General features: G+C 43.5%; 20 protein-coding genes. 15 read left to right on the plus strand and 5 right to left on the minus strand.

The window, feature by feature from the left end; all coding sequences use genetic code 11:
* Window positions 1-1,202, plus strand: a 1,202-nt coding sequence (gene tnpC / locus G5A70_RS10650) for an IS66 family transposase (RefSeq protein WP_173749629.1), incomplete at its 5' end; no start/stop codon positions are given.
* Between the two features lie 355 nt (window positions 1,203-1,557).
* Here the strand turns inward: tnpC and G5A70_RS10655 are convergent.
* Complete coding sequence (locus tag G5A70_RS10655; protein WP_202031325.1) at window positions 1,558-2,328, minus strand: AraC family transcriptional regulator; 771 nt, start codon at window positions 2,326-2,328, stop codon at window positions 1,558-1,560.
* Between the two features lie 483 nt (window positions 2,329-2,811).
* On the opposite strand from G5A70_RS10655, the gene G5A70_RS10660 reads away from it, so the two are divergent.
* The 7 genes from G5A70_RS10660 to G5A70_RS10690 all read left to right on the plus strand — a co-directional run bounded on the left by G5A70_RS10660 (window position 2,812) and on the right by G5A70_RS10690 (window position 11,448).
* The gene (locus G5A70_RS10660) at window positions 2,812-5,070 is read left to right on the plus strand and encodes a beta-L-arabinofuranosidase domain-containing protein (protein WP_173749631.1); all 2,259 of its coding nucleotides are present in this window, start codon (window positions 2,812-2,814) and stop codon (window positions 5,068-5,070) included.
* Between the two features lie 25 nt (window positions 5,071-5,095).
* Window positions 5,096-6,721, plus strand: a complete 1,626-nt coding sequence (locus G5A70_RS10665) for an extracellular solute-binding protein (protein WP_173749632.1) — start codon at window positions 5,096-5,098, stop codon at window positions 6,719-6,721.
* A gap of 91 nt (window positions 6,722-6,812) precedes the next feature.
* Window positions 6,813-7,721: an ABC transporter permease gene (locus G5A70_RS10670; protein WP_173749633.1), complete on the plus strand. Its 909-nt coding sequence runs from the start codon at window positions 6,813-6,815 to the stop codon at window positions 7,719-7,721.
* 12 nt (window positions 7,722-7,733) lie between these two features.
* The gene (locus G5A70_RS10675; protein ID WP_173749634.1) at window positions 7,734-8,636 is read left to right on the plus strand and encodes a carbohydrate ABC transporter permease; all 903 of its coding nucleotides are present in this window, start codon (window positions 7,734-7,736) and stop codon (window positions 8,634-8,636) included.
* Window positions 8,637-8,697: 61 nt separating this feature from the next.
* Window positions 8,698-10,719, plus strand: a complete 2,022-nt coding sequence (locus tag G5A70_RS10680) for a TIM-barrel domain-containing protein (RefSeq protein WP_173749635.1) — start codon at window positions 8,698-8,700, stop codon at window positions 10,717-10,719.
* Between the two features lie 20 nt (window positions 10,720-10,739).
* Window positions 10,740-10,889: a hypothetical protein gene (locus G5A70_RS10685; protein WP_173749636.1), complete on the plus strand. Its 150-nt coding sequence runs from the start codon at window positions 10,740-10,742 to the stop codon at window positions 10,887-10,889.
* Between the two features lie 64 nt (window positions 10,890-10,953).
* Window positions 10,954-11,448, plus strand: a complete 495-nt coding sequence (locus G5A70_RS10690) for a QueT transporter family protein (protein WP_173749637.1) — start codon at window positions 10,954-10,956, stop codon at window positions 11,446-11,448.
* 118 nt (window positions 11,449-11,566) lie between these two features.
* Here G5A70_RS10690 and G5A70_RS10695 read toward each other — a convergent pair whose 3' ends face one another.
* Window positions 11,567-12,196 carry a sugar O-acetyltransferase gene (locus G5A70_RS10695; RefSeq protein ID WP_173749638.1) on the minus strand — a complete coding sequence of 210 codons (630 nt, stop codon included), beginning with the start codon at window positions 12,194-12,196 and terminating at the stop codon, window positions 11,567-11,569.
* Window positions 12,197-12,438: 242 nt separating this feature from the next.
* On the opposite strand from G5A70_RS10695, the gene G5A70_RS10700 reads away from it, so the two are divergent.
* Window positions 12,439-15,108 carry a tetratricopeptide repeat protein gene (locus G5A70_RS10700; protein WP_173749639.1) on the plus strand — a complete coding sequence of 890 codons (2,670 nt, stop codon included), beginning with the start codon at window positions 12,439-12,441 and terminating at the stop codon, window positions 15,106-15,108.
* A gap of 15 nt (window positions 15,109-15,123) precedes the next feature.
* On the plus strand, window positions 15,124-15,996 hold the full coding sequence (gene rsmA / locus G5A70_RS10705) for a 16S rRNA (adenine(1518)-N(6)/adenine(1519)-N(6))-dimethyltransferase RsmA (RefSeq protein ID WP_173749640.1): 873 nt from the start codon (window positions 15,124-15,126) through the stop codon (window positions 15,994-15,996).
* Window positions 15,997-16,205: 209 nt separating this feature from the next.
* Here the strand turns inward: rsmA and G5A70_RS10710 are convergent, their stop codons facing one another.
* Window positions 16,206-17,375: an ROK family transcriptional regulator gene (locus G5A70_RS10710; RefSeq protein WP_173749641.1), complete on the minus strand. Its 1,170-nt coding sequence runs from the start codon at window positions 17,373-17,375 to the stop codon at window positions 16,206-16,208.
* 220 nt (window positions 17,376-17,595) lie between these two features.
* Between G5A70_RS10710 and G5A70_RS10715 the strand changes: the two genes are divergently transcribed.
* A complete protein-coding gene (locus G5A70_RS10715; protein WP_173749642.1) occupies window positions 17,596-18,498 on the plus strand; it encodes a DUF1002 domain-containing protein in 903 nt (300 codons plus the stop codon).
* A gap of 89 nt (window positions 18,499-18,587) precedes the next feature.
* On the opposite strand, the gene G5A70_RS10720 is transcribed toward G5A70_RS10715, so the two are convergent.
* Both G5A70_RS10720 and G5A70_RS10725 read right to left on the minus strand, forming a co-directional pair.
* Window positions 18,588-19,646 carry a PTS transporter subunit IIC gene (locus tag G5A70_RS10720; RefSeq protein WP_173749643.1) on the minus strand — a complete coding sequence of 353 codons (1,059 nt, stop codon included), beginning with the start codon at window positions 19,644-19,646 and terminating at the stop codon, window positions 18,588-18,590.
* A complete protein-coding gene (locus G5A70_RS10725) occupies window positions 19,643-20,344 on the minus strand; it encodes a S1 RNA-binding domain-containing protein (protein ID WP_173749644.1) in 702 nt (233 codons plus the stop codon). The genes G5A70_RS10720 and G5A70_RS10725 overlap by 4 nt, the downstream gene beginning before the upstream one ends.
* Window positions 20,345-20,467: 123 nt before the next feature.
* On the opposite strand from G5A70_RS10725, the gene G5A70_RS10730 reads away from it, so the two are divergent.
* From G5A70_RS10730 to G5A70_RS10745, 4 genes are all read left to right on the plus strand, one after another.
* Window positions 20,468-22,126 carry a putative manganese-dependent inorganic diphosphatase gene (locus G5A70_RS10730; protein WP_173749645.1) on the plus strand — a complete coding sequence of 553 codons (1,659 nt, stop codon included), beginning with the start codon at window positions 20,468-20,470 and terminating at the stop codon, window positions 22,124-22,126.
* Window positions 22,127-22,158: 32 nt separating this feature from the next.
* Window positions 22,159-22,752, plus strand: coding sequence for a flavin reductase family protein (locus tag G5A70_RS10735; RefSeq protein WP_173749646.1), 594 nt, complete (start codon window positions 22,159-22,161; stop codon window positions 22,750-22,752).
* A 6-nt stretch (window positions 22,753-22,758) separates the two neighbouring features.
* On the plus strand, window positions 22,759-23,262 hold the full coding sequence (locus G5A70_RS10740; RefSeq protein ID WP_173749647.1) for a shikimate kinase: 504 nt from the start codon (window positions 22,759-22,761) through the stop codon (window positions 23,260-23,262).
* A 255-nt stretch (window positions 23,263-23,517) separates the two neighbouring features.
* Window positions 23,518-24,810: a UDP-N-acetylglucosamine 1-carboxyvinyltransferase gene (locus tag G5A70_RS10745; RefSeq protein WP_173749648.1), complete on the plus strand. Its 1,293-nt coding sequence runs from the start codon at window positions 23,518-23,520 to the stop codon at window positions 24,808-24,810.
* Window positions 24,811-24,828 lie beyond the last annotated feature (18 nt).

Here is a 24,828-nt window from a genome sequence, read left to right on the forward strand (position 1 = left end):
TGATTGGCGAGGAGTATGTCCGCCGGGAACTGGAATTCATTCCTGCCACTTGTAAAGTAATCGAATACTACAGCCAGAGCTACGGATGCCCATCCTGCAAGGAAGGACTCGGCGACACAGAAAAACCTGTAATCATAAAGTCCCAGGTTCCGGCGGCTCTGGTTGGGAAAGGTCCTGCCTCGGCATCCACCGTTGCATGGACCATGTACCAGAAATATGCCAATGGGCTTCCCCTTTACCGGCAGGAGAAAGACTGGAAACAGTATGGGGCCCAGATCAGCCGGACCACCCTTGCTAACTGGATTATCTACTGTTCGCAGAACTATTTTCAGCCAATGTATGATTACTTTCACCGTGAACTGCTGAAAAGGAACTTTGCCATGGCAGATGAGACTCGGGGCCAGGTGCTGAAAGAGGAAGGCCGCAGGGCTCAGACCCAGTCGTTCATGTGGCTGTTCCGAAGTGGTGAGGATGGACTTCCGGAGATTATCCTGTATGGCTATTCCCCTACCAGGAGCGGCAGCCACGCAAGAGAGTTTCTGGAAGGCTACAGCGGATATCTGGAAACTGACGGCTATCAGGGTTATAACAATCTGCCGGGGATTAGGCGCTGCTCCTGCTGGGCACATATCCGCCGATACTTTATCGACGCTGTTCCTAAAGGCAGGCAGTATGATTACAGCCAGCCGGCAGTGCAGGGAGTCCAGTACTGCAACCGGTTATTCGCCATTGAGGACTCTATAAACAAAAAGCATTCCGGTGATTATGAAAAGCGGAAACAGCTGCGTCTCGAGAAGGAAAAACCTGTTCTGGAGGCTTTCTGGTCGTGGCTCGATCAGCAGAAGCCCGTCCGGAATACCCGGATGGATAAAGCGGTTAATTATGTTCTCAACCGGCGTGATACAGCGGAGACCTATCTGGAGGATGGGCACTGCAGCTTTACCAACAATCTCAGCGAGAATGCAATCCGTCCATTTGCAGTAGGACGGAAGAACTGGCTGTTCAGCAGTTCCGTGGACGGAGCGAATGCCAGTGCGGTAGTCTACACAATGGTTGAGATGGCAAAAGCACACGGCCTGAATATTTACGGATATCTCAAATTTCTGCTGGAGAATCGGCCAAGTAAAGATATGACGGATGAACAGCTGGCAGAACTTGCACCTTGGAGTGAAAAACTCCAGTCTGTCAAAAATCGCATGTGAATTATAGTGAATTACTCCAACTCGCAAAGGGCTGGGGTAATTTTAAATTTTACCGCAGTATTATTGGGCGCTTACTTTAAATCGAAACCATGTACGATTTTCCGGTGTATGCACAAGCGATTAATAAGAACATGAGATGTATTTAAATATAACGTTTGCAATAGCCGTGAGGACGTTTTCCACGATTAATAAGAACACGAGATGTATTTAAATTCTCCTGTTGTGTTTGTCTAAGTAAATTCTATATCCGACGGTAAGCCAATGCAAGCAAAAGGTCTTTGCATTGGCTTGAAATATGGGCGCAAGAGGAGTTTGCGAGAATGAAACAGAGAAAGAAAAGTAATTCGGAAGGACGTTATTTGTCAAACAATATTCGTTTAGCAAAAGTATTGCGGTATTTAGAGGGAGAAAGTCCAGTTACAGATTTATAAGTTCTGGTAAAGTTGTGGTTGTCTAAAAAACCCAATTCCCGGGATATTTGAGAAATGGATTTGTTGGTATCTGTAAGCATAAAGTTAGCCGCATCAATCTTTATAGAAAGAATAAACTGCTTCAGAGGAGTGCCTGTAATAGAAGCGAATAAGTGGGAAAGGTATTTTTGATTGTAGCCAAAATGGGCGGCAATTTCAGCCACTTTCAAATTTTTTGACACATTGAGTTTTATATAGTCGACGATATCGTAATAAAGCTGTTTTTGGACATCTTTAATGCTGCTGACCCTTTGTGCCCGGATGTAATATTGACCATAAAGTTCCATAAGAATACTGGTTGTCATGGCATTCAGCCCGCATGCAGGATAATTATTTTTGACCTCATCCTGGAGTTGTTTCATGAGGATTACAACTTTTTCCAGGTTTGGAATAGAGCCATGTCTGGGAACAGGGATTGTTTTGCTGGAGGTGACAATGTAAGCCAAAAGCAGAGCGTCAGGGATTTCCTTTGGGCAAGGATTCTGTCCCGTAACAAAGTGCAGCCAGTAAAAAGAACAGTCTGAAGGGCGAACCCCCTTTCTGATACCGCCTGGTGGGAGCAGAAGGAAATCTCCTGTTTCGACAGTAAAGGCTTCTCCCTGATAGGAAATATAAAGAGTACCTTCAGTCACAACGAAAAGTTCATAATCTTTCAAAGGACTCTCCTGATGTATCCAATGGGGGGAGGGAGCCTGAAATTTGCCCGTAAATATATATTCGTAAACAGTATTAGATGGTAATTCAAATACATGCATAGTTCGCTCTCCTTCTGTGCAATTTAATACAAACATTATAATATGGGGCTTGATAAATAACAAGTTTCCTTATGACACCAAATATAGAGTAAACGGAAAAAGGTTAAATTGTAAACTGACAAAATGACACTAAAAATAGAAATAAAACAGAGCATTACATAAAATAAAAAACAGAAAAATATGCAATAGTAACAAAAAATAAGCCGAAAGTACAAAGAAAAACTGAAAATGAGGAAATGGTAAGAAAAAGTGTCAAAATGGAATAAGTGTCAGGTTTCAAAAAGTAAGATGTGACAAAATGACACCTTTTGAGAAATAGTGATATTTACGAAAAGGAAATCCAACGCTATAATGACCCTACATTTAAGAGAGGGGGCAGCAGCGGTGAGTGACAAAGTAAAGAAAGCAGTAAGAGATTTTCCCTATGGAACAGTTAAAATAAAAGAGAAATATAAGGAAAATGCCTTCAAGCGGGAATTGATTTATTTACGTTCGCTGGATTGTGACAGGCTTATGGCTGGGTTTTACGAGACAGCAGGACTTACGCCTAAAAAAGAACGGTATCAAGGCTGGGAAGTGACGGAAATTCAGGGACATACGTTGGGACATTATTTAACAGCAGTTTCTCAGGCCTATGGATACACGAAAGATGAAGATTTATTGGAACGCCTTATATATATGTCTGCGGGGTTGGAAGAATGTCAGAGAGAGGACGGTTTCTTATTTGCCAGCCCGGAGAAAATTTTTGACAGGGTAGAGCAGAAGAAACCTGCCTGGGTTCCATGGTATACCATGCATAAGATTTTAAGCGGCTTACTTTCTGTTTATACGTATACGAAAAATGAAACAGCAAAAAAAGTAGCAGAGAATCTGGGAAAATGGATTTCCCGGCGCTGCCTGGGCTGGTCAGAAGATGTTCGTAAACAGGTGCTGGCTGTGGAATACGGCGGCATGAATGACTGTTTGTATGAGTTGTATAGCATTACACAGAGAGAAGAGTTTTTAAAAGCGGCACATCAGTTTGATGAAATGCCTCTGTTTCAGCAATTATACGAAGGAAAAGATATTCTAAATGGTCTCCATGCAAACACTACAATTCCTAAAGTGCTGGGTGCGTTAAAAAGGTATTGTGTGTTGGGCGAAGAAGAGAAGTTTTATCTGATTGCAGCAGAGAAATTTTGGGACATGGTGGTTTCTCATCATTCTTATGTGACAGGGGGGAACAGTGAGTGGGAACATTTTGGGAAACCGGATATTTTGGATGGGGAACGAACCTCCTGTAATTGTGAAACCTGCAATACTTATAATATGCTGAAGCTTTCAAAAGCGCTTTTTGAAATTACCCTGGAGAGAAAATATGCAGATTTTTACGAAAATGCATATTTGAATGCTATTTTATCTTCCCAAAATCCGGAAACAGGAATGACTACATATTTCCAGCCCATGGCTTCGGGATATTTCAAAGTATACAGCACTCCTTATGACAGCTTTTGGTGCTGTACCGGAAGCGGTATGGAGAATTTTACAAAACTTACAGAGGGGGCTGCTTATAAAAGTGAGGATACCATGTATATCATCCGCTGTGAGAACTGTCAGATTTACTGGAAAGAAGGGGGAGTGAAGCTGGCTGTTACCTGTGAGCAGAAAGAAAATGCCTACCAGGTAAAGATTCAGGTGACAGAGAATAGTCGGGTCATGAAGCAGCCAAAAGTCCGGCTGCTGATTCCGAAATGGAATAAACAACAGCCAGCAATAATGGAAAATGGTATTTCGGCTGTGACAGAAAAGGAATGGATATTGTTAGAACGGGGATTGGAAGAAGGACATAGTGTTGTGATTACTTATACGATGGAACTGGAGTGTAAGGTTTTACCGGATAATGTTCATGCGTGTGCATTTGTCTACGGGCCTTATGTGTTGAGCGGGGATATGGGAAAAGAGAAAATGGAAGAGACTTATACAGGTGTGAATGTATTGGTTCCCCAGAAAGAAATACTGCTTCCAGATTATATTGTGTTAAAAAAAGAAAGCTTAGAAGAATTTTACCGGAATCCCGGATATTTTCTAAAAAAGACCCCTGGAAAAATGCAGTTTACTTTGGAAAATCAGGAGAAGACGCTAATTTTTACTCCTCATTATCTGCGCTATCAGGAGCGTTACGGGATTTACTGGATGGTTTATCCGGAGGGCTCCAAAGAACTGAAGGCCATTAAAGAGCGGGAAGAAAGAAGATACAGACTGAAACGAGAGCAGTTGGACGTACTCCCGGTGGGAAATGACCAATATGAACTTGCACATCACATTCAGGGAGAATTTACAGATTCAGATATAGTAGACGGACATTCGGCCAGGTATTGCAGGGAAAAGGGATGGTTTTCCTATGAAATGCAGGGTGAGAAAGATGGAGCTGTTTTATGCATGACTCTTTCCGGAAGAGATAGGGGAAGCGTCTTTACGCTTTTTGCTTCCGGAGGTTTTCAGCAGGATATTGACGTACCAAAACAACAGGAAGAATTTGGGGTTTTAGAGATTCCGCTGGAGAAAGGTTGTTTTTCAGAAGAGGGAAAAGTCCGGTTGAAGTTCCAGTGCAAAAAAGGGGTGTGCCGGATTTTTGATGAGTTGTATTTAAAGAAAAAAGATTAAACATTAAGGAAAGCGAGGAAAAGGTATGAAGAAAAAAGCAGTATCTATGTTGTTGGCAGGGGTTATGGTTGTGAGCATGCTGGCAGGCTGTGGTAAAGGCGGCAGCAGTGAACCGGAAAAGACAGCAGATGGCAAAACAAAATTAAAAGCATTGTTTGTATCTCATTCGGCGACCCAGGATGTAGAAGACATGAAATGGGTTCAGGAATTAGAAGAAGAGGCCGGTGTGGAGATTGAGTGGGAACAGATTCGTCAGGATTGGGAAACTGTAAAATCTACCAGATTTGCTTCCGGAGATATCCCGGATTTGCTTTTTAATGCAACCAATGCAGCTGATTATACGAAATATACAGGATTATTTGAAGATTTGACTCCTTTAATCGAGGAAAACGCGCCCAATATACAGGAAATGTTTACAGAAGTTCCGGATACAAAAGTTCTGGCAACAGCAGGAAACGGAAAAATCTACAGTATTCCCAAGATGCAGACCGTATGGCCGGAAACTAACACGGTATTATTCCTGAACAAAACATGGCTGGATAATCTGGGGCTGGAAGTTCCTACTACGTTTTCAGAATTTGAAGAAGTCTTAAAAGCCTTTGAAAAAGAAGATGCTAACGGAAATGGAGACCCCAGTGATGAAATTCCATTAGACTACAATGCGTATGGCGGAAACAATGCCTGGTTTAACTCTGCCTATTCTCTGTTAAAACTGCTTCCGTCTCTGGGCATCCAGCTTACAGACATTGGAACAGACGGATACTTTGTAGAAGATAAAACAGTAAAATGTTACGCTATTGATGAACGCTATAAATCTTTTATTAAGACAATGAATCGTTGGTACTCAGAAGGTCTGATTAACAAAAATGCCATTACGAATGACTATTCTGCTTATCAGTCTTTATCCAGAGGAAATGAAAATGGAGAAGCTCTGGTAGGTGCATGTTTTGGATGGGAGGAGACAGATAAATTTGGCACTTTGTCAGACCAGTATATTGCAGTAGCTCCTTTGGTTTATGATGATGGAGTGAAGGCGGGCACTTATGAAACTTACTGGAATTATGATATGGATCAGTTGAATATGCAGGCGGACCGTGTGGCTATGAGCGCAAAATGTGCAGATAAAGAAGCTGCTATGAAATTTATTGATGGTTTCTATGACCAGACAAAATCCGTCGAAGTTCTGTTTGGTGGCATTTCCGATGGATGTGTGGAAAAAGTAGATGATAATCATTATAAAGTGCTGCCGCCGCAGGACGAAGAGATGGACCCGGGAACCTGGAAATGGACCAGTACATTTGCTGATTTTGGACCTTTGTATATCCGTGAATATGTGGAGATTGAAATGTCTCAGGATATGGAAAACGCCTTGAATGAGAGAAGTGTTTATGAAGAGGCATTATCTAAAAATAACGAAAATATTTATTATCCGCAGCTCTTTATGAAATATACGGATGAAGAACAGAATACAATGGCCATGAACCAAGCGAATATCAATAATATTATTGATAACAAGTGGTCTTTATGGATTACAGGAGAAGCTGATATTGATGCAGAATGGGATTCTTATGTACAGAGTGTTAAAGATGCAGGACTTGAAGAAGTATTGAAGATTCGCCAAAATGCATTTGATAATTATTTAGGAGAATAAGAGCAAAAGGGTTGCTGCATAAACTGCATATCCATGCGTGCTGCAGCCCTTTCCGTATTTCTTCTGGATTGAACAGGAAGGGAGAGGTAGGATGAAAGCAAAAAAATATTTTTATAAAAACTGGCAGTTGTGGGTGATGCTGTTTCCGGCTATGCTGTACATTTTTATTTTCTGTTATGTTCCTATGTACGGTATTCAATTAGCTTTTCGTGATTATGATTTTACGAAAGGAATTGCCGGAGGGGCGTGGGCCGGGCTGAAATATTTCAAACAATATTTTGAAAGTCCTATGTTTTTGGTAACTTTAAAAAACACCTTTGTCATTGCTTTTGCCAGTATTGTAGTCGGATTTCCGGTTCCTATTATTCTTGCCATGGTAATTAATCAGCTTCGGAATAAAAAGTGGAAAAGGGTCGTACAGACAACGGTTTACATTCCTTATTTTATTTCAGTAGTTGTTATGGTATCAATTCTGCGTATTATGCTGGCTGATGGAACAGGTGTTATTGATGGATTTTTAAAAGGGATTCATCTGGTAAACGAAAATATCAATTTAATGGGGTCAGAAAAAGCCTTTATGCCAGTATATGTGCTGTCTGGTGTATGGCAGACCATGGGATGGAACAGTATTATTTTCATTGCAGCTTTGTCATCTGTGGATACGCAGTTGTATGATGCATGCAAAATTGATGGTGCGAACCGTTGGCAGACCATGCTTCATGTAGACCTTCCGGCAATTCTTCCTACCATTATGATTGTGCTGATTCTGAATATGGGAAATATTCTCAATGTAGGGTTTGATAAAGTGTTTCTGATGCAGAACAGCTTGAATCTTGGTGCTTCCCAGGTTATCTCTACTTATGTATATACCGTGGGTATTAAATCCACTCAGTTTAGCTTTGGTGCGGCTGTTGGTTTGTTTAATACGGTGATTAACTTTGTGTTCTTGATAGTAACCAATCACCTGTCTAAAAAGGTGACAGGAACCGGATTGATGTAGGGGGTAATAGAAATGTCAGGAAAAAGAAATGTAATCAAAGAGAAATCAATGAGTGACCGGATTTTTAATGCGGCGGTACTGATTTTGAGTATTGTGGTTTTTATTATTATCGTATATCCTCTTTGGTTTGTCATTATTGCATCTGTCAGCAATTCAAATTTGGTAAATCAGGGTAAGGTAATCTTCTGGCCAAAAGATATTAATTTTTACGGATTTCAGCAGATTCTTCAAGATACGCGTATTTGGAAGGGGTATTTGAACACTATCTTTTATGTAGTAGTTGGAACTGCTTTGAATATGGCGGTTACCATGCCTGCGGCCTATGCTTTATCCAGGCCGGATTTTAAAGGCAGGGGAAAGATTATGTTTTACTTTGTATTTACCATGTTTTTCAGCGGAGGCCTGGTGCCTCTTTATATGACAATCAGTTCTTTAGGATTAATCAGCACAAAGACCATTCTGGTTGTTATGGTGTTAGTAAATACTTATAATCTGATTATTGCAAGAACATTTATTGAAAGTTCAATACCAAATGATTTATACGAAGCGGCGGTCATTGACGGGTGTTCTCACTTTAAATATTTCTTTTCTGTGGTACTTCCGCTTTCCAAGGCAGTGATTGCAGTCCTTATTTTGTACTATGCAGTATATCACTGGAATGATTTCTTTAATGCTTTGATGTTTAACAGCAATAATGACAATGACCCCTTACAGATTGTTTTGAGAAGTATTCTTCTTTTGAATGAGGCTTTTGCCAACGGAACCGGAGCCGGGGCCGGAGGTTATGGACAAATGTTTGCAGAACAGGTAAAATATGCCGCAATTATTGTATCTACCTTGCCGATTTTATGTGTTTATCCATTTATCCAGAAATACTTTGAAAAGGGAGTTATGATTGGTGCTGTAAAAGGATAATAAGAAAAGCGGTTTAGTGAAAGGAAAGAATTGTCAGAGGAAGACTGTGAGGAGAAGGATTATGGGACGAATCAGCAGAGCAAACAATAAGTTAATATGGACCTTTAATGGAGAGAAAATGGTAATAGAACCCTGGGGCAGGAACAGCTTACGGGTACGCAGTACTATGATGGGCGATATACAGGAAACAGATTATGCCCTGCTTCCTATAACAAAAGCAGCCGGGGCTGTTGTGGAAATCACCCAACACCAGGGAGTGATTATCAATGGGAAAATCAAGGCGGTTTTGACGGAAGACCCTTGGTCAAAAACAGGTACGATTGCTTATTATAACCAGGAGAACCGTCTGCTTTTGGAGGAGCAGGGCTGGCATGGGGCTTTGAATCTCTATGCCAGAAAATTCAAACCGATTCTGGGAGGTGATTATAGACTGACTGTTAGTTTTGAAAGTCAGGAAGAGGAAAAATTGTTTGGAATGGGGCAGTACCAACAGGAAGTCATGGATTTAAAATATTGTTCTCTGGAACTGGCACATAGAAATTCCCAGGCCAGTGTGCCTTTTCTGCTATCCAGTAGGGGGTATGGCTTTTTGTGGCATAATCCGGCAGTGGGAAAGGTGACTTTTGGGAAAAACGTAACGCAGTGGGAATCCTACAGTACGAAACAATTGGATTATTGGATTACAGCGGGAGATACCCCTGCCGAGATTGAAGAGGCCTATGCGGAAGCTACGGGGAAGGTGCCTATGATGCCGGAATATGGTCTGGGGTTCTGGCAGTGCAAACTGCGGTACTGGAATCAGGAACAGGTTTTAAATGTGGCTCGGGAATATAAAAAAAGAAATATTCCTTTAGATGTCATAGTGATAGATTTTTTTCATTGGCCAAGAATGGGGGATTTCCGGTTTGATGAGAAGTTTTTTCCGGATCCAGAGGCTATGAATAAAGAGTTAGAGGCCATGGGTGTGAAATTGATGGTATCTGTATGGCCGCAAATTGACTTAAGAAGCGAAAACTTTGAAGAAATGAAGGAAAGAAATTTATTGGTAAAGCCGGAGATGGGGGTAAACATATCCATGACCTTTGGGGGTGATAGCCTTTTCTTTGATGCGACAAATCCGGAAGCCAGAAAATTTGTGTGGGAAAAATGTAAGAAGAATTATTATGACCACGGTATTCGGATTTTCTGGTTAGATGAAGCGGAACCGGAATTCGGAGTTTATGATTTTGAGAATTATCGTTACCATATGGGACCGAATGTCCAGGTGGGAAATATTTATCCTCAAATGTATTCCAGAACTTTTTATGAGGGTATGGAAAAGCAAGGACAGAAGAATATTGTCAATTTAGTTCGCTGTGCGTGGGCGGGAAGCCAGAGATATGGGGCTTTAGTGTGGTCCGGAGATGTACATTCTACTTATGAAGATTTGCGGAAACAGATTTGTGCAGGGCTTCATATGGGATTAGCAGGAATTCCATGGTGGACTACAGATATTGGAGGATTTGCAGGAGGAAATCCTAAAGATGAAAGATTTCGGAAGCTGTTGGTCCGTTGGTTTGAATATGGGACTTTCTGTCCGGTTATGCGGCTTCATGGAGACCGTATGCCTGCATCTATGCTACCGGGCAGTGATGGACTGCCTAATTGTCACACCGGGGTGGAGAATGAGGTATGGAGTTTCGGAGAGACGGTTTATAAAATTTTGAAAAAATATATTTCGTTCAGAGAATGTATGAGAGATTACACAAGAGAGTTTATGAAAGAGGCACATATAAAAGGAAGTCCTGTCATGAGAACCATGTTTTATGAATTTCCGGATGATGAGAAGGCCTGGGATGTGAAAGAACAGTATATGTATGGCAGTGATTTGTTAATTGCGCCCATGGTCTACGAAGACGCGGAGTGGAGAAAGGTGTATCTTCCGAAAGGGGCAAGATGGACGGATCTTCATACAGGGGAAATTTTCGAGGGCGGACAGGAAATTCTCACAGACGCACCGCTGGAGAAGATTCCTGTATTTATTCGTGATGGAAGACATCCGGAGTTTATAGGAAAAATCCTGAACATGCATGATAAGCCTTGATAAAAAGGAGTTACAAAATTATGGGAAGCGGTATGGATTTTATTTATCTGTCGGAGGATGATGGAATGACACAGGCAGAGTTGCCCGGCGGCGTATCGTTCTTGCTTTTTTCTGTTTTTCATGCTATACTACCAATCGTTGTAAAGCCCATAAAAAACAAGGTCTTATAGGGCAATTTAATCGAGTGTTCGCGACCTTCCACTCGTAAAACAAAACTAAAGGAGAAAACAGAATATGAAAAACAAAAGTGTAACCTTTTTAACCCAGGCAGCCATGATTGCTGCTATCTATGTGGTGCTGACTATGATATTTGCACCTTTCAGCTTTGGGGAAGTGCAGGTCCGGGTAGCAGAAGCTTTGACAATTCTGCCAATTTTTACACCTGCGGCAATTCCGGGACTGTTTGTAGGCTGTCTTATAGGCAACATCACCGGAGGCGCAGTTCTGCCGGATATTATTTTCGGAAGTATTGCAACTCTGATTGGTGCAGTAGGTACTTACCAGCTTAGAAAATGCCACAGAATCATCGCAGTTCTGCCTCCTATATTGGCAAACATTGTGATTGTTCCTTTTGTACTGCGCTATGCTTACGGCGTTGTTCTGCCGATTCCGTTTATGATGCTTACGGTTGGAATTGGTGAAGTGATTTCCTGCGGAATTATGGGAAATATCCTGGCTGTGGTGCTGGGCAAATACAAGGGACGTCTTTTTGTATCTGCCAGGGGCTAAACAGGGTTTGAAATTATAATATAAGAGAAAAGCTGCTGTATGAAACATATCAGGTAAATACCGGATAGTTGTTTATGCAGCAGCTTTTTGAAAGATTACAGAAACATTTTACAAGGGACTATTTTTTGTTTCTGTTGATTTTCGCCCATGCTTCGTCGTCAAATCTGCGGTCTTTAAAGTAAAAAGGTCTGTCAGCGTCTGTAATTTCCCGGATAACACGGCAGGGATTTCCTGCGGCACATACATTGTCGGGAATATCTTTTGTTACCACACTTCCGGCGCCGATTACCACATTATTTCCAATAGAAACACCAGGGAGAATGACACAGCTTCCGCCAATCCAGACGTTGCTGCCAATAGTGACGGGAATTCCGTATTCATAGCCGGAATTTCTGCTTTCCGGGTGGATGGGGTGTCCGGCGGTGTAGATGGAGACGTTGGGACCAAAGAGCACATTGTCTCCAATAGTGATTTTACCTACGTCCAGCATAATGCAGTTAACATTTGCATAGAAATTTTCGCCTACCTCAATATGGTTTCCGTATTCACAGTGGAAAGGCGGCTCAAAATATATATTTTCTTTGTGTTTTATACCGGTACGGGCAATGCAGTCCATGCCCTTCTTCATATCAAAAGGCATAACAGCATTGTATTCTTTTACCGCTTTTTTCGTTTCCAACTGTTCGCTGATAACGGATTCGTCTGAAAAATATGCCATTTCGTGGTCTCTTCTGTATCTGTTATCCATAACAACCTCCCACATAAAAAATTTGTAAATACAGTTTCAGTATAGGCGTTTTATACTGAGAAATCTAATGCTTTTTTCACTTATAGTTGCACAATCCTTTTCAAAATATGCCAATCATTTACTTTGACATCTATATCGCAGTATGATAAACTAAAATCAATTATGGAATCTTATACCCTCAACAACAGATTATAGATAAGAATACATATTTGAAACTATATACCAATCAAGAAGTTACAGAGGTGAAAAAATTGGACAAAAACGAGTACAGGGCAAAACTTGATGAAATTACGGACCTGGTCGACAGACAAGACTACAAGGGTGCCCTCAAAATTGTTGATACGATTGACTGGAGAAGAGTTCGCAGTGCCAGAACCTTGTGCATGGTCGGTGAGATTTATGAGGCCAACAAAAGGTATAATGACAGTCGTAGACTGCTTCTTCTTGCTCACCAGAGAGCGCCTATTGGAAAAACAGTTCTGTACAGACTGGTGGAACTTTCCATTAAAATGGGAAACTTTGACGAGGCTGTGGATTATTATAAACGGTTTGTGGAAGTATCTCCCAATGACAACAGCCGTTATATCCTGAAGTATAAAATTTACAGGGCAAGACGTTCCCCTATTGAAGAGCAGATTTCCATATTACAGGAATATAAAGACCGAGAATATACAGAGCGTTGGGCTTACGAACTGGCTCGTCTGTATGCAAAAGCGGGAATGACGGAAGCGTGTGTAGAAGAGTGCGATGATTTGATTTTGTGGTTTAGTGAAGGCCGTTATGTGAATAAGGCTATGGAACTGAAAATGAAGTTTGCACCGCTGACAACGTCACAGAAAGAGAAATATGACAGCAGATTTCTGAAACCATCAGCTAACAGAGCAGGGAATCCGGCGGGAGCAGCAGCCAATGCGGCAGTTTTGACAGCGGAAACGGAAAAAGCGGCTGATAATGCTCTAAGCAGCAGTCAGGATAAGGAAATTGAGGAGATTTTAAAGAGTATTACCATTGGTGATATAAGTGCAGGGACACCTGCCGTATCTGCGGAGGCTCCCGAAGAAGAGGAAGCAGTGCCGATGTATACGGCAAAGCCACAGCAGCCTGAAAATCTTCAGGATAAAGTGGCACAGGGACTGAGAGATGTTTTCCAGGGCGGAGCGGAAGCGGAAGAAACCGCGGCTACCTGTGAACCGGAAAGCAGACCGTCTGAAAAGAAAGAAGAGTATATTGTTAAGGACTTAGAGCCGGAAGATATTCACAGACAGACAGGATTTAAACCTTTCCATGTAGGTGGGGCTATGACCATGGAGGTCAAGGCAGAAGCGCCGAAATCTCAGATGTTTACGCCTAAGAGCGCAGATACAGAGGCTTTCAAAACAGATACAAAGGATTTGGAATTTGATTTGGAAGCGCTTTTGGCAGAGACAGCCAATGAACTGGCACAGGCAGTAGCCGAGGAGACGCAGCCCGAAGGTGGAACCGAAGAAACTGCAAAAACAGCGGAAACAGATGAAGTTGAAGCGGAAGCAGAGCAGCCGAAGCCAGAGGAAGCCGTTCAGACTGCAGTTCCGGATACCGGACTGCCGGCACCGGCAGCAGCAAGAGCAGCGATTGTGGCAGGAAATCTCAGTGCAGCCCTTTCAGAAAAGGCAGAGGAATTTGATGCTCTGGCAGCTGGAGAAAATGCAAAGGAAACTTCTAATACAGCGGAACAGCCGGAAGAAGCAGAAGCTGTGGAGAATGTGGAAGCAGAGCCGCAAAGAGAAGAAGTCGCTGTAGAAATCGAAACAGAATCAGAAGAACCAGAAGTTGTGGACATAACAGAACCAGAACTGGAAGAAGCGGAAGCCGTAGAGGAAGTCGAGACGGAGTCCAAAGCGGCAGAAGTTTCCGGCACAATCGAAATACCGGATATTGTTGAGCCGGCAGAACTGGAAGTGCCGGAAGGCGCTACAAAGGAAATTCCGGTAGAGGCTGTAAAAGAAAAGCTGGGAGAACTTGATTTCTCAGAAGTTCTGGCACAGGAACTGGAAGATGTGGTAAAACCTAATAAGGAAGAATCACACATGAAACGTGTGACAGCGTCTGTGGAAGCGAGCGGACAGCATAGTTCCCAGGCATTCCAGACGGCAGTGGAAGGTCTTATGCGCCACCATCTGACAGAAGAAGAGCACAGACGTCTTTTCACCTATTTTGCACCGATTCCGGGTATGAGCCAGCAGATTAATGAAGCGCTGGATACTGCGCAGGAATCTGCGTGTGCAAAGACCTCCTGTTCCGGCAATATTATTGTGACCGGACGTGAAGGCTCCGGTAAGACACGTCTTTCCGAAGGGTTGATTAAAGCACTCTGCAAAGAACGCCAAATGGAAGGTGCCAGAGTTGCGTTCCTTACCGCAGAGCAGTTGAATAAGAAAGACCCTGCAGCAGTAGTGAATACTCTGGCAGGAGGATTTCTGGTTGTAGAGGACGCAGGTAAATTAAGTGGCGAAACCGTAGAGAATCTGTCCAAGGCTATGGAATTTAAGACAAACCGTCTGACTGTGATTTTGGAAGACCTGAAGCCGGGTATCCGCGCTCTGGAAGCAGATTATCCGGAATTTATGAAAAAATTTGATTCCCGCGTGGTGATTCCGGTATTTACCAATGACGAGCTGGTTTCCTTTGCAAAAACGTATGCAAAAGAACTGGGATATAAAATTGATGACATGGCGGTATTAGCGCTGTACACCTTGATTGGAGACAATCAGAATGAAGAAAACCCGGTGGCCATTGGTATGGTACGGGAAATGATGGACGAAGCCATTAGAAGGGCGTCCAAAAAGGGCAGAAGACCTGGCCGTAAGGTAGGAAAGCGCCATCTGGACGAAAGCGGCAGAATCATGCTGTATGAAAAAGACTTTGACATTTAAACAGGAGGAAACGAAATGACAGCCCCTTATCTGGGAAATCCAAAGAGAACTATAGAAGTTCTCCAGAAGTATGAATTTGTTTTTCAGAAAAAATTCGGGCAGAATTTCCTCATTGACACCCATGTGTTAGATAAAATTGTAAATGCTGCAGAGATTACAAAAGAAGACTTTGTTCTGGAGATTGGTCCCGGTATCGGGACCATGACCCAGTATCTGGCCAGTGCGGCGAGAGAGGTCTTTGCAGTAGAAATTGATAAGGTGTTAATTCCCATTCTGGAGGACACGCTTCAGGATTATGAGAATGTAACGATTCTCAATGAAGATATATTGAAAGTAGACATCAGAAAGCTGGCAGAGGAGCGCAACGGTGGAAAACCCATTAAAGTTGTGGCGAATCTGCCCTATTACATTACAACGCCGATTATCATGGGATTGTTTGAGGGAGAAGTGCCTATTGACTCTATTACGGTTATGGTGCAGAAGGAAGTGGCAGACCGTATGCAGGTAGGACCGGGAACGAAAGATTACGGTGCCCTGTCTCTGGCCGTGCAGTATTATGCCGAGCCTTATATTGTGGCAAATGTGCCGCCGAACTGCTTTATGCCGAGACCAAAGGTAGGAAGTGCGGTTATCCGTCTTACCAGACATGAGAAACCGCCGGTTGCAGTGGAGGATACAAAGCTGATGTTCCGCATTATCCGGGCATCTTTTAATCAGAGAAGGAAAACGCTGGCAAATGGTCTGAAAAATTCGCCGGAACTCTCCTTTACAAAAGAAGAAATTCAAAATGTCATAGCAGCCTGCGGTTTTCCGGAAGGTATTCGGGGCGAAGCCCTGACGCTGGAAGCTTTTGCAGCCCTTGCCAATGCATTTGTAAAATTACGGTAACACAAAAGCCACCGCATTTTCTGCGGTGGCTTTTTCTATAAATATTAAAGGAAGGAGAGCCGACTCTTGCGAGTCGACATATGAAAAAGAAAATATAAAAATAATGTGCTCTGTATTATTTTTATGATATTAGTATATCCCGTAAATATGTTCAAATCGTGTTGAAGTTGTGAAGAATTCATGAACGAAATTCAAAAGATTTATGAATGTTAAGAATTCTCCAAATCCGGGGACAGGGTTTGAATCTGCAGGTGGCGAATATCCAGAAAATGTTCTGTACACACCCGGATACCCCCGATTAAGCAGGAAATATCCTGCAGGCGGGAAGGGATGATTTTGCAGTCGCGGTTCTGATGACGGCTGAGATATTCCACAATTCGCCGGTTTATGTCGGGAATACAGTTGGAGAAAAAACTGTTTAGCACAATCAAATCCGTGTTAAAGGTATTTACTACATTATTTATGCCAATGGCCATGTACTTTACAAACAAATCCATCATTTCTTTGGTTTCCGGCAGCTTCTGTTGATAATCTTCTAAAAATTCCTCTGCGGTTACTGTCTCCCGGCCGGTTCTGCAGGCATATTCTTCCAGAATGGCTCTCTCAGAAGCGTACTGTTCCAGACAGCCCTCGTTGCCGCAGGCGCAGGGTTTTCCTTCGGGAAAGAGAATGGTATGCCCCAGCTCTCCGGCATATCCGTCATGTCCTTTATAGAGTTCTTCGTTAATCAAAATTCCCATACCGATACCGTCGTGGATGTTGATGTGTATCATGTTTTCGTAGCCGTAGTGAAAGGCAGACTCCCCCAACACAGAAAAATTGGACTCATTCTCCACAAGAACGGGAATATTGAATTTTTCTGAAAGCAGCAGCCCCAGATGAGGGTCCGGGAGGGGATAGTATGGTGTGAAAACAATTTGATTTTCTTGTACCACACCATAAATACCAATAGCAATTCCCACGATTCCATAAGAAGTATCCCGGCAGTTTTCTATATGTCCGGCAATAATTTCTTCCAACAGCGGCAGAAGGTTTTCGTCAGAAGAAAACGGATATTCTGTTACCTGACAGTTTTCCCCTTTTAAATCTGTGATTAGAGTAATAATCTGCCGGGGACGCACGTCTATGGCAAGGGCATAGCCGCAGTGCTTGTGAAATTCCAGCAGAATAGGTTTCCGGCCCATGGCGGTTTTTGCACTTCCGATTTCCAGAATCAGGTTTCGGTCTAAAAGTTCCTGCACAATATTGGAAATGGTGGCCTTGGTAAGCTGCAGTTGTTTGGCTAAATCCGCCCGGGAGATGGGGGGATTGTTTACAATATATTCCAGCACCAGCCGTCGGTTGGTGTTCCGTATCATTTCCTGATTGACAACGGGCATAATGACGCCTCCTTCGTACAAAATTTTATCTGCTTTTATCATACACGGTTCGGCAGACAGGGGCAAGGATAATTTGTTTAAAGGGTAAACAAAATTGCCTTTCAGAAGTATTTGGAAAGACTTTAGATAAACTTTAGATGTTTCTGCTGCAGGTTTGTGCTATAATGGGGTGGAAATTTAAAACAGAGATTTGAAATTTGATGAAACAGGAGACAGGAATATGAAGAAAAGAGGAATTGCGTTACTGTTGACAGGGCTTATGATAGCAGCTACACCGTTTTCTGCTTATGCAGACAGGGAAGATGCAAAGCTGAATGTACCTTATGTTTCTCTTGGAGCGGATTTGAATGCGAATGAAAGGGCAACGGTGTTGAACCTGCTGGGAGTGACAGAGGATGAATTGAAAAACTATACAGTGGCAACCGTTACCAATCAGGATGAGCATGATTATCTGGATTCTTACCTGGATAAAAGCGTTATCGGTACGCGGGCGCTGTCTTCCGTACTGGTGGAAGGAAAAGAAGAGGGGAATGGTATTAACGTAACAACGAAAAACATTACCTATTGCACTTCCGGCATGTATGAAAATGCATTGGCTACTGCAGGAATTAAGGACGCAGACATTATTGTGGCAGGTCCCTTTAATATTTCCGGTACAGCAGCTTTAGTAGGTGCTATCAAGTCGTATGAGAACATGACGGGAGAGGCTGTGAAGACGGAAAATGTGGAAACTGCTACCAACGAGCTGGTGGTTACCGGAAAAGTGGCAGAAAGTGTAGGAGACACGGATAAGGCTGAGCAGCTTATTGGCGCAGTCAAGGAGCAGGTAGTAGAAGGACACGCAGTTACGGCCGAGGAGATTGGCGAAGTGGTGGACAAGGCGGCTCAGGAAATGAGTATTCAGCTTTCGGAGGAGGACCGTCAGGCCATTGTAAAACTCATGGAGAAGATTGACAATCTGAATCTGGATGTGGATACTTTAAAAGAACAGGCAAAAGATTTGTACGGAAAGATTGAAGACCTGGGACTGAAGCTGGATATTAATAAGGAGCAGGTACAGGGATTTTTCGAGAAAATTATCAGCTTTATCAAAGAATTGTTTTCCGGAAATTCAGAGAACTGACAGAATATAATGTAGAAAGGGACTGCGGTTTCATGCCGCAGTCCTTTTGACTTTCAATATGGATATGGTTTTTATTGCGAGTTATCCGTTTACAGTGCCAATGCCATATCCCCATCTTTAATCAGCCGCAGTTTTCTCATGCCCTCTGCGATGCCCAGACTCAGAAGCCCAGGTAGTACGAAATGCAGAAGCAGGATTTTTGTCATAACTATGGCGGGTTCTTCCTGCGCGGTCATGGTCTGAAAGGTGGAAATCTGTCCCAGAAGTCCCATAGAACCGGCCCCGGCTCCGTCGGCAGTGTTGCTCATCTTTGCTGCCATAGTGCCCACAGGGCCTAAGATGGCGCTGGAAAGTATGGTGGGAAGCCAGATAAGAGGTCTTTGTATAATTTTGTGAAATTCCAGAAAAGGAGTTCCAAGCCCCAGCGAGCACAGACCGCCCACTCCGTTTTCTCTGTATCCCGCAACGGCAAAGCCAACCATACTGCAGCAGCAGCCAATGGTAGCGGCGCCTGCAGCCAGACCGGTGAGGTTAAGGGATACAGCAAGCGCTACGGAGTTTAGAGGCAGCGTAATAAAAATGCCCATAAGCACAGACACTGTGATGCCCATAAGGAGCGGATTCTGCTGAGTGGCCCAATTCATGGTTTCTCCCAGATACTGCAGAAGATGGGTAATGGGAATTCCCGCCCAGATACCTACAAGGGAACCGCCTAAGATTCCGGCAACAGGAGCCAGAATCAAATCTGCCCTGGTTTTTCCCTCTATAAGCCGTACCAGTTCAATGGCAGTAAATGCGGCAAAAAAAGCCCCCAGAGGCTCTGCTTTTCCCGAAAGGGACAAGGTTCCCTCTGTTGTAAAAAGCGCCCCGGAAGCAAATTCTTCGGCAAAAGCGCCTACAGTTCCTGCGATTGCCGCACAAATAGCTGCCAGGGAACTTTCTCCCAGACGGGTGGCAATACCAATGCCGATTCCCGCGCCGGTGAGGGATACGGCAAGCTGTCCCAGATGAAGAAGAAGGGCAGCCATTTGCCCTTCCAGAAGTCCTGCAGTCTGCTGCAGAACGGTTCCCAGTACCAGCGTCACAAACAGACCGCAGGCCATACCACTGGAACCTTCAATAAAGAAACGATTTAATAGTTTTCTCATAATTTCAGATTTTTAAACAGAGAACCCAAAGAGGTGGAAATTTCCTCGCTTTCCGGCAGTTCATAATCCGGTTCTTCCTCTTTTTCTTCCGGAATCTCTATCAGAGCCTTCATGCTCAGGCTGATTTTGCCGTCTTCGTTTTTGATGACTTTCGCTGTCACGGTATCCCCTATGTTTAAAACGGCTTTGGGGGATTTGATTCTCTTATCAGAAATCTGGGAAATATGTACCAGACCGGAGAGTCCGTCTCCCAAATCAATAAATGCACCGTAAGTCTGCAGAGAATCTACTTTTCCTTCTACAATGCTTCCCACTTTAATATCATTGATTTTATCCAGTTTTTCAGCGTCTGCCTTTTCCTTTAAGATTTCTTTGGCGGACAGAATCAGGCGGTTCTCCTGTTCGTCTGCTTCAAATACTCTTACCATCAGTGTCTTTTTCAGATAGTCTTCCGGATTTTCTACATAGTGCAGAGCCAGCTTGGAAACCGGAATAAAAGCCCGGATACCTTCCACATAGGCAATGACGCCGCCCTTTACAATGCCTTCTACTGTGACTTCAAATTCTGTTTTATCTTCCTGCATCTGCACCAGTTTGTCCCAGATGAGCATATCGTCATCCCGGAAATTGGAGAAAGACGCGTTGATTTCCTCCATGAAATCTTCCATCGTTTCCTGTTTCTTTGTTTCTTCTGACATGTTTGTACCTCCCAATTTTCGATTTGCGTCCAGTATAACACAATTGCCATTGATTTAGAAGTGTGTTACTATAAAATCATCAATTATCGCATTTCATGCTGGAAAACCTGAAAGGAAAAGGATATGGCGAAACAGGGGAAAATATACATTATAGGACACAAAAATCCGGATACGGACTCTATCTGTTCGGCAATTGCTTATGCAGATATCAAAAACAGAGTGAACAACGGATGTAAATATTCTGCAAAGCGTGCAGGACAGATAAATGAAGAAACCGAGTATGTTCTGAAAAAGTTTGGCGTGGAGGCGCCGGGATATCTTTCGGATGTGGGAACCCAGGTGAAGGACATGGAAATTCGGGAAACACCGGGAGTTCCCAACAATATTTCGATTAAAGACGCCTGGGCCATTATGAAAGAGAGCAGCGCCGTAACACTTCCTATTACCAAGGAGGACGGACAGTTAGAGGGGCTGATTACCACGGGGGATATTGCAAAATCCTACATGGACGCCCATGACAATTATTTTCTGTCTAATGCCAGAACCCAATACAGAAGCATTGCCAACACTGTGGAGGGTACTGTGGTGACAGGAAACTCCCACGGCTACTTTGTAAAGGGGAAAGTGGTTATCGGTGCGGCACATCCGGACAAACTGGGAGAATTTCTGGAAGAAGACGATTTGGTCATTTTAGGAGACCGCCATGAAGACCATTTGTGTGCCATTGAGCAGAATGTGAGCTGCATTATTGTGTGTAATCATGCGGAGGTAGCAGAGGATATTAAAATGGCGGCAGAGAAGAATCAGTGTGTGGTGATTCAGTCTGCCCTTGATACCTTTACGGTAGCCCGGCTGATCAATCAGAGTATTCCGGTGAAACACATTATGAAAAAGGAAAATCTCATTACCTTTCAGACGGATGATTTTACAGACCATATTCGGGATATCATGGTAAAGAACCGGCACAGGGCCTTTCCGGTGGTAAATAAGCACGGGAAGTATATCGGAACGGTTTCCCGCCGTAATTTGTTGGGAATGAAGAAGAAGCAGTTGATTCTGGTTGACCATAATGAGAAAACTCAGGCTGTAGACAACATTGACGCAGCTGAGGTGTTGGAAATTATAGACCACCACAGACTGGGCTCTCTGGAAACTCTGCAGCCCATTATGTTCCGTAACCAGCCGGTGGGCTGTACAGCCACCATTATGTATCAGATGTATACGGAAAAGGCGCTGGAAATCAGTCCGGCTATTGCAGGTCTTCTGTGCTCAGCTATTATTTCAGATACGCTGATGTTCCGCTCTCCTACCTGTACTTCTTCTGATAAAATGGCGGCAGGTGCGCTGGCGCTCATTGCAGGTATTAATATCGAAGAACACGCAAAGGAAATGTTTACGGCAGGCAGCAATCTGAAGGGAAAGACCACAGAGGTTATATTCTATCAGGATTTCAAGCGTTTCACTTCTGACAAGGTGAATTTCGGCGTGGGACAGATAAGTTCCATGAATGCAGAGGAACTGGAGGATTTGAAGCAGCGGCTGATTCCTTTTATGCAGCATGAATGTGGGAAAAACGGAATTTCCATGGTATTCTTTATGCTGACGAATATTTTAGAAGAATCTTCAGAAGTCATCTGTTACGGAGAGGGAAGCTGCCGTCTGGTGGAGGAATCCTTTGGCGTAAAGGAAGCGCAGGGCGGCTATGTACTGCAGGGAGTGGTTTCCAGGAAGAAACAGCTGATTCCTGCATTTATCGGAACCCTGCAGCAGAATAATAATTAAGAAACAGAATCAGGAAAGCGAAGGAGATTTGTATGGCGAAAGCAGAGTGGAGACCCGGAAACATGCTGTATCCGCTGCCGGTGGTAATGGTCAGTGTGGCAGATGAGGAAGGGCATGACAATATTATTACGGTAGCATGGGCCGGAACGGTGTGTACCAATCCGCCAATGGTATCTATTTCCGTAAGACCGGAGCGATATTCTTATAAAATGCTTACGGATACCAGAGAATTTGTAATTAACCTGACAACGGAAAAGCTGGCTTTTGCCACGGATTACTGCGGTGTGAAATCGGGCCGGGATGTGGATAAGTTTAAAGAACTGCGTTTGACCAGAGAAAAGGCAAGCCATGTAGGGGTGCCCATGATTGGGGAATCTCCCGTGTCCATTGAGTGCCGGGTAAGAGAGATTCAAGAATACGGAAGCCACAGTGTCTTTACTGCAGATGTACTGGCTGTGCATGTGGATACGGCTTATATGGACGAGAAGGGGAAGTTTGATTTGGCTTCGGCAAATCCTATTGTATATTCTCATGGAGAATATTATGGACTTGGGAAAAAGCTGGGGACTTTCGGATACAGCATTAAGAAGAAACGGAAGAAGAAACAGCCGAGAAAGAAGGGGTAAACAGCCATGGAAAAGCAGAATGTAGTATTAATCGGAATGCCGGGTGTGGGAAAAAGCACCGTGGGTGTCATTCTGGCAAAAGTGCTGGGATACGAGTTTGTGGATTCAGACCTTCTGATTCAGAAAGCAGAGAAAAGACTGCTGCGCGAAATTATTGCCGACGAGGGACAGGACGGATTTCTGAAAATTGAAAACCGGGTGAACGCCTCTATTGAAACGGAAAAAGCAGTGATTGCCACAGGCGGAAGCGTTGCCTACTGCACAGAGGCCATGGAGCATCTGCGGGAAATTGGTACAGTGGTGTATTTAAAGCTGGACTATGAAATCCTCAGACAGAGACTGGGAAATCTCAAAGGAAGAGGTGTGGTTCTCAGAGACGGACAGACGCTGAAAGACCTGTATGATGAGAGAACGCCTCTGTATGAAAAATATGCAGATATTGTTGTTGATGAGAAAAATCTGAATATAGAAGAGACTTTACAGAAAATTATAGAGAAACTGAAAAAATAATAGAGAATATCGAAAGAGAAAACATGTGTATCCGATGAAAATGTTAATTTTTATTTACAAATGGGCTTATCTGTTATAATATAATGGGTAAGCCATAAAATAATAATAGGATATTTTGAAAGACAGACTTTGATTCGGATATGGCTTTTTATATAGAATTCAGAAAATAATTTAGAAAATGTCAATACTGCAGAAAAGCAGTGAATATAGATTGAGACAAGGCCATTGTTGCCTGGAAAAATAAGAGGTGCGTATATGGAACAGTATGTTATCAAAGGTGGAAATCCGTTAGTCGGCGAAGTAGAGATTGGCGGTGCAAAGAATGCAGCACTTGCCATTTTGGCAGCGGCGATTATGACAGATGAAACGGTACACATTGAGAACTTACCGGATGTTCGAGATATTAATGTTTTATTGGAAGCAATCAGAGAAATTGGTGCAACCGTTGACCGTATCAGTCCTACAGAGGTGAAAATTGCAGGGGTGACTATCGGAAATATCAGCGTGGAGTATGAGTATATTAAGAAAATCAGAGCGTCCTATTATCTTTTGGGGGCTCTTTTAGGCAAGTATAAAAATGCGGAAGTTCCGCTTCCGGGAGGCTGTAATATCGGCAGTCGTCCTATTGACCAGCATTTAAAGGGATTTCGGGCCCTGGGAGCGTCTGTGGATATTATTCACGGAGCTGTTGTGGCAAAGGCAGACCATCTGACCGGAAAGCATATTTTCCTGGATATGGTGTCTGTAGGCGCTACCATTAATATTATGATGGCAGCAGCTATGGCAGAGGGGAACACAACCATTGAAAATGCGGCCAGAGAGCCTCATGTGGTGGATGTTGCCAACTTCTTAAACAGCATGGGAGCCAACATCAAAGGTGCGGGAACAGATGTTATCCGTATTCAGGGTGTGGAAAAACTTCACGGAACCACATATTCCATCATTCCGGACCAGATTGAGGCAGGTACTTTCATGTGTGCGGCAGCCGCTACCATGGGAGATGTTATGGTAAAAAATGTCATTCCTAAGCATTTGGAAGCCACCACCGCAAAGCTGGAGGAAATCGGATGTCAGGTGGAAGAGTTTGATGACGCTGTGCGTGTAGTGGCTAATAAGCGTCTGAAACGCACGAATGTAAAAACCATGCCGTATCCCGGCTATCCTACGGACATGCAGCCGCAGTTTGCGGTAGCTCTGGTACTGGCCGAAGGGACAAGCATTGTAACGGAGAGTATTTTTGAGAATCGTTTCAAATATGCGGACGAGCTGGCAAGAATGGGTGCCAATATTAAGGTGGAAGGCAATACCGCCATCATTGACGGTGTGCAGAAGCTTACCGGTGCCAGAGTCAGTGCGCCTGATTTGCGTGCGGGAGCAGCCCTTGTGATTGCAGGACTGGCTTCTGAAGGCATTACCATTGTAGATGATATTGTGTATATCCAGAGAGGGTATGAGAGATTCGAGGAGAAACTCAGAAGCCTTGGAGCAGAAATCGAAAAAGTGTCCAGCGAGAAGGAACTGAAGAAGTTTCAGCTGAGAGTGGGATAAAAATAATACTTGACGAAA

It is taken from the genome of Blautia hansenii (assembly GCF_013304445.1).
Lineage (GTDB): Bacteria > Bacillota > Clostridia > Lachnospirales > Lachnospiraceae > Blautia.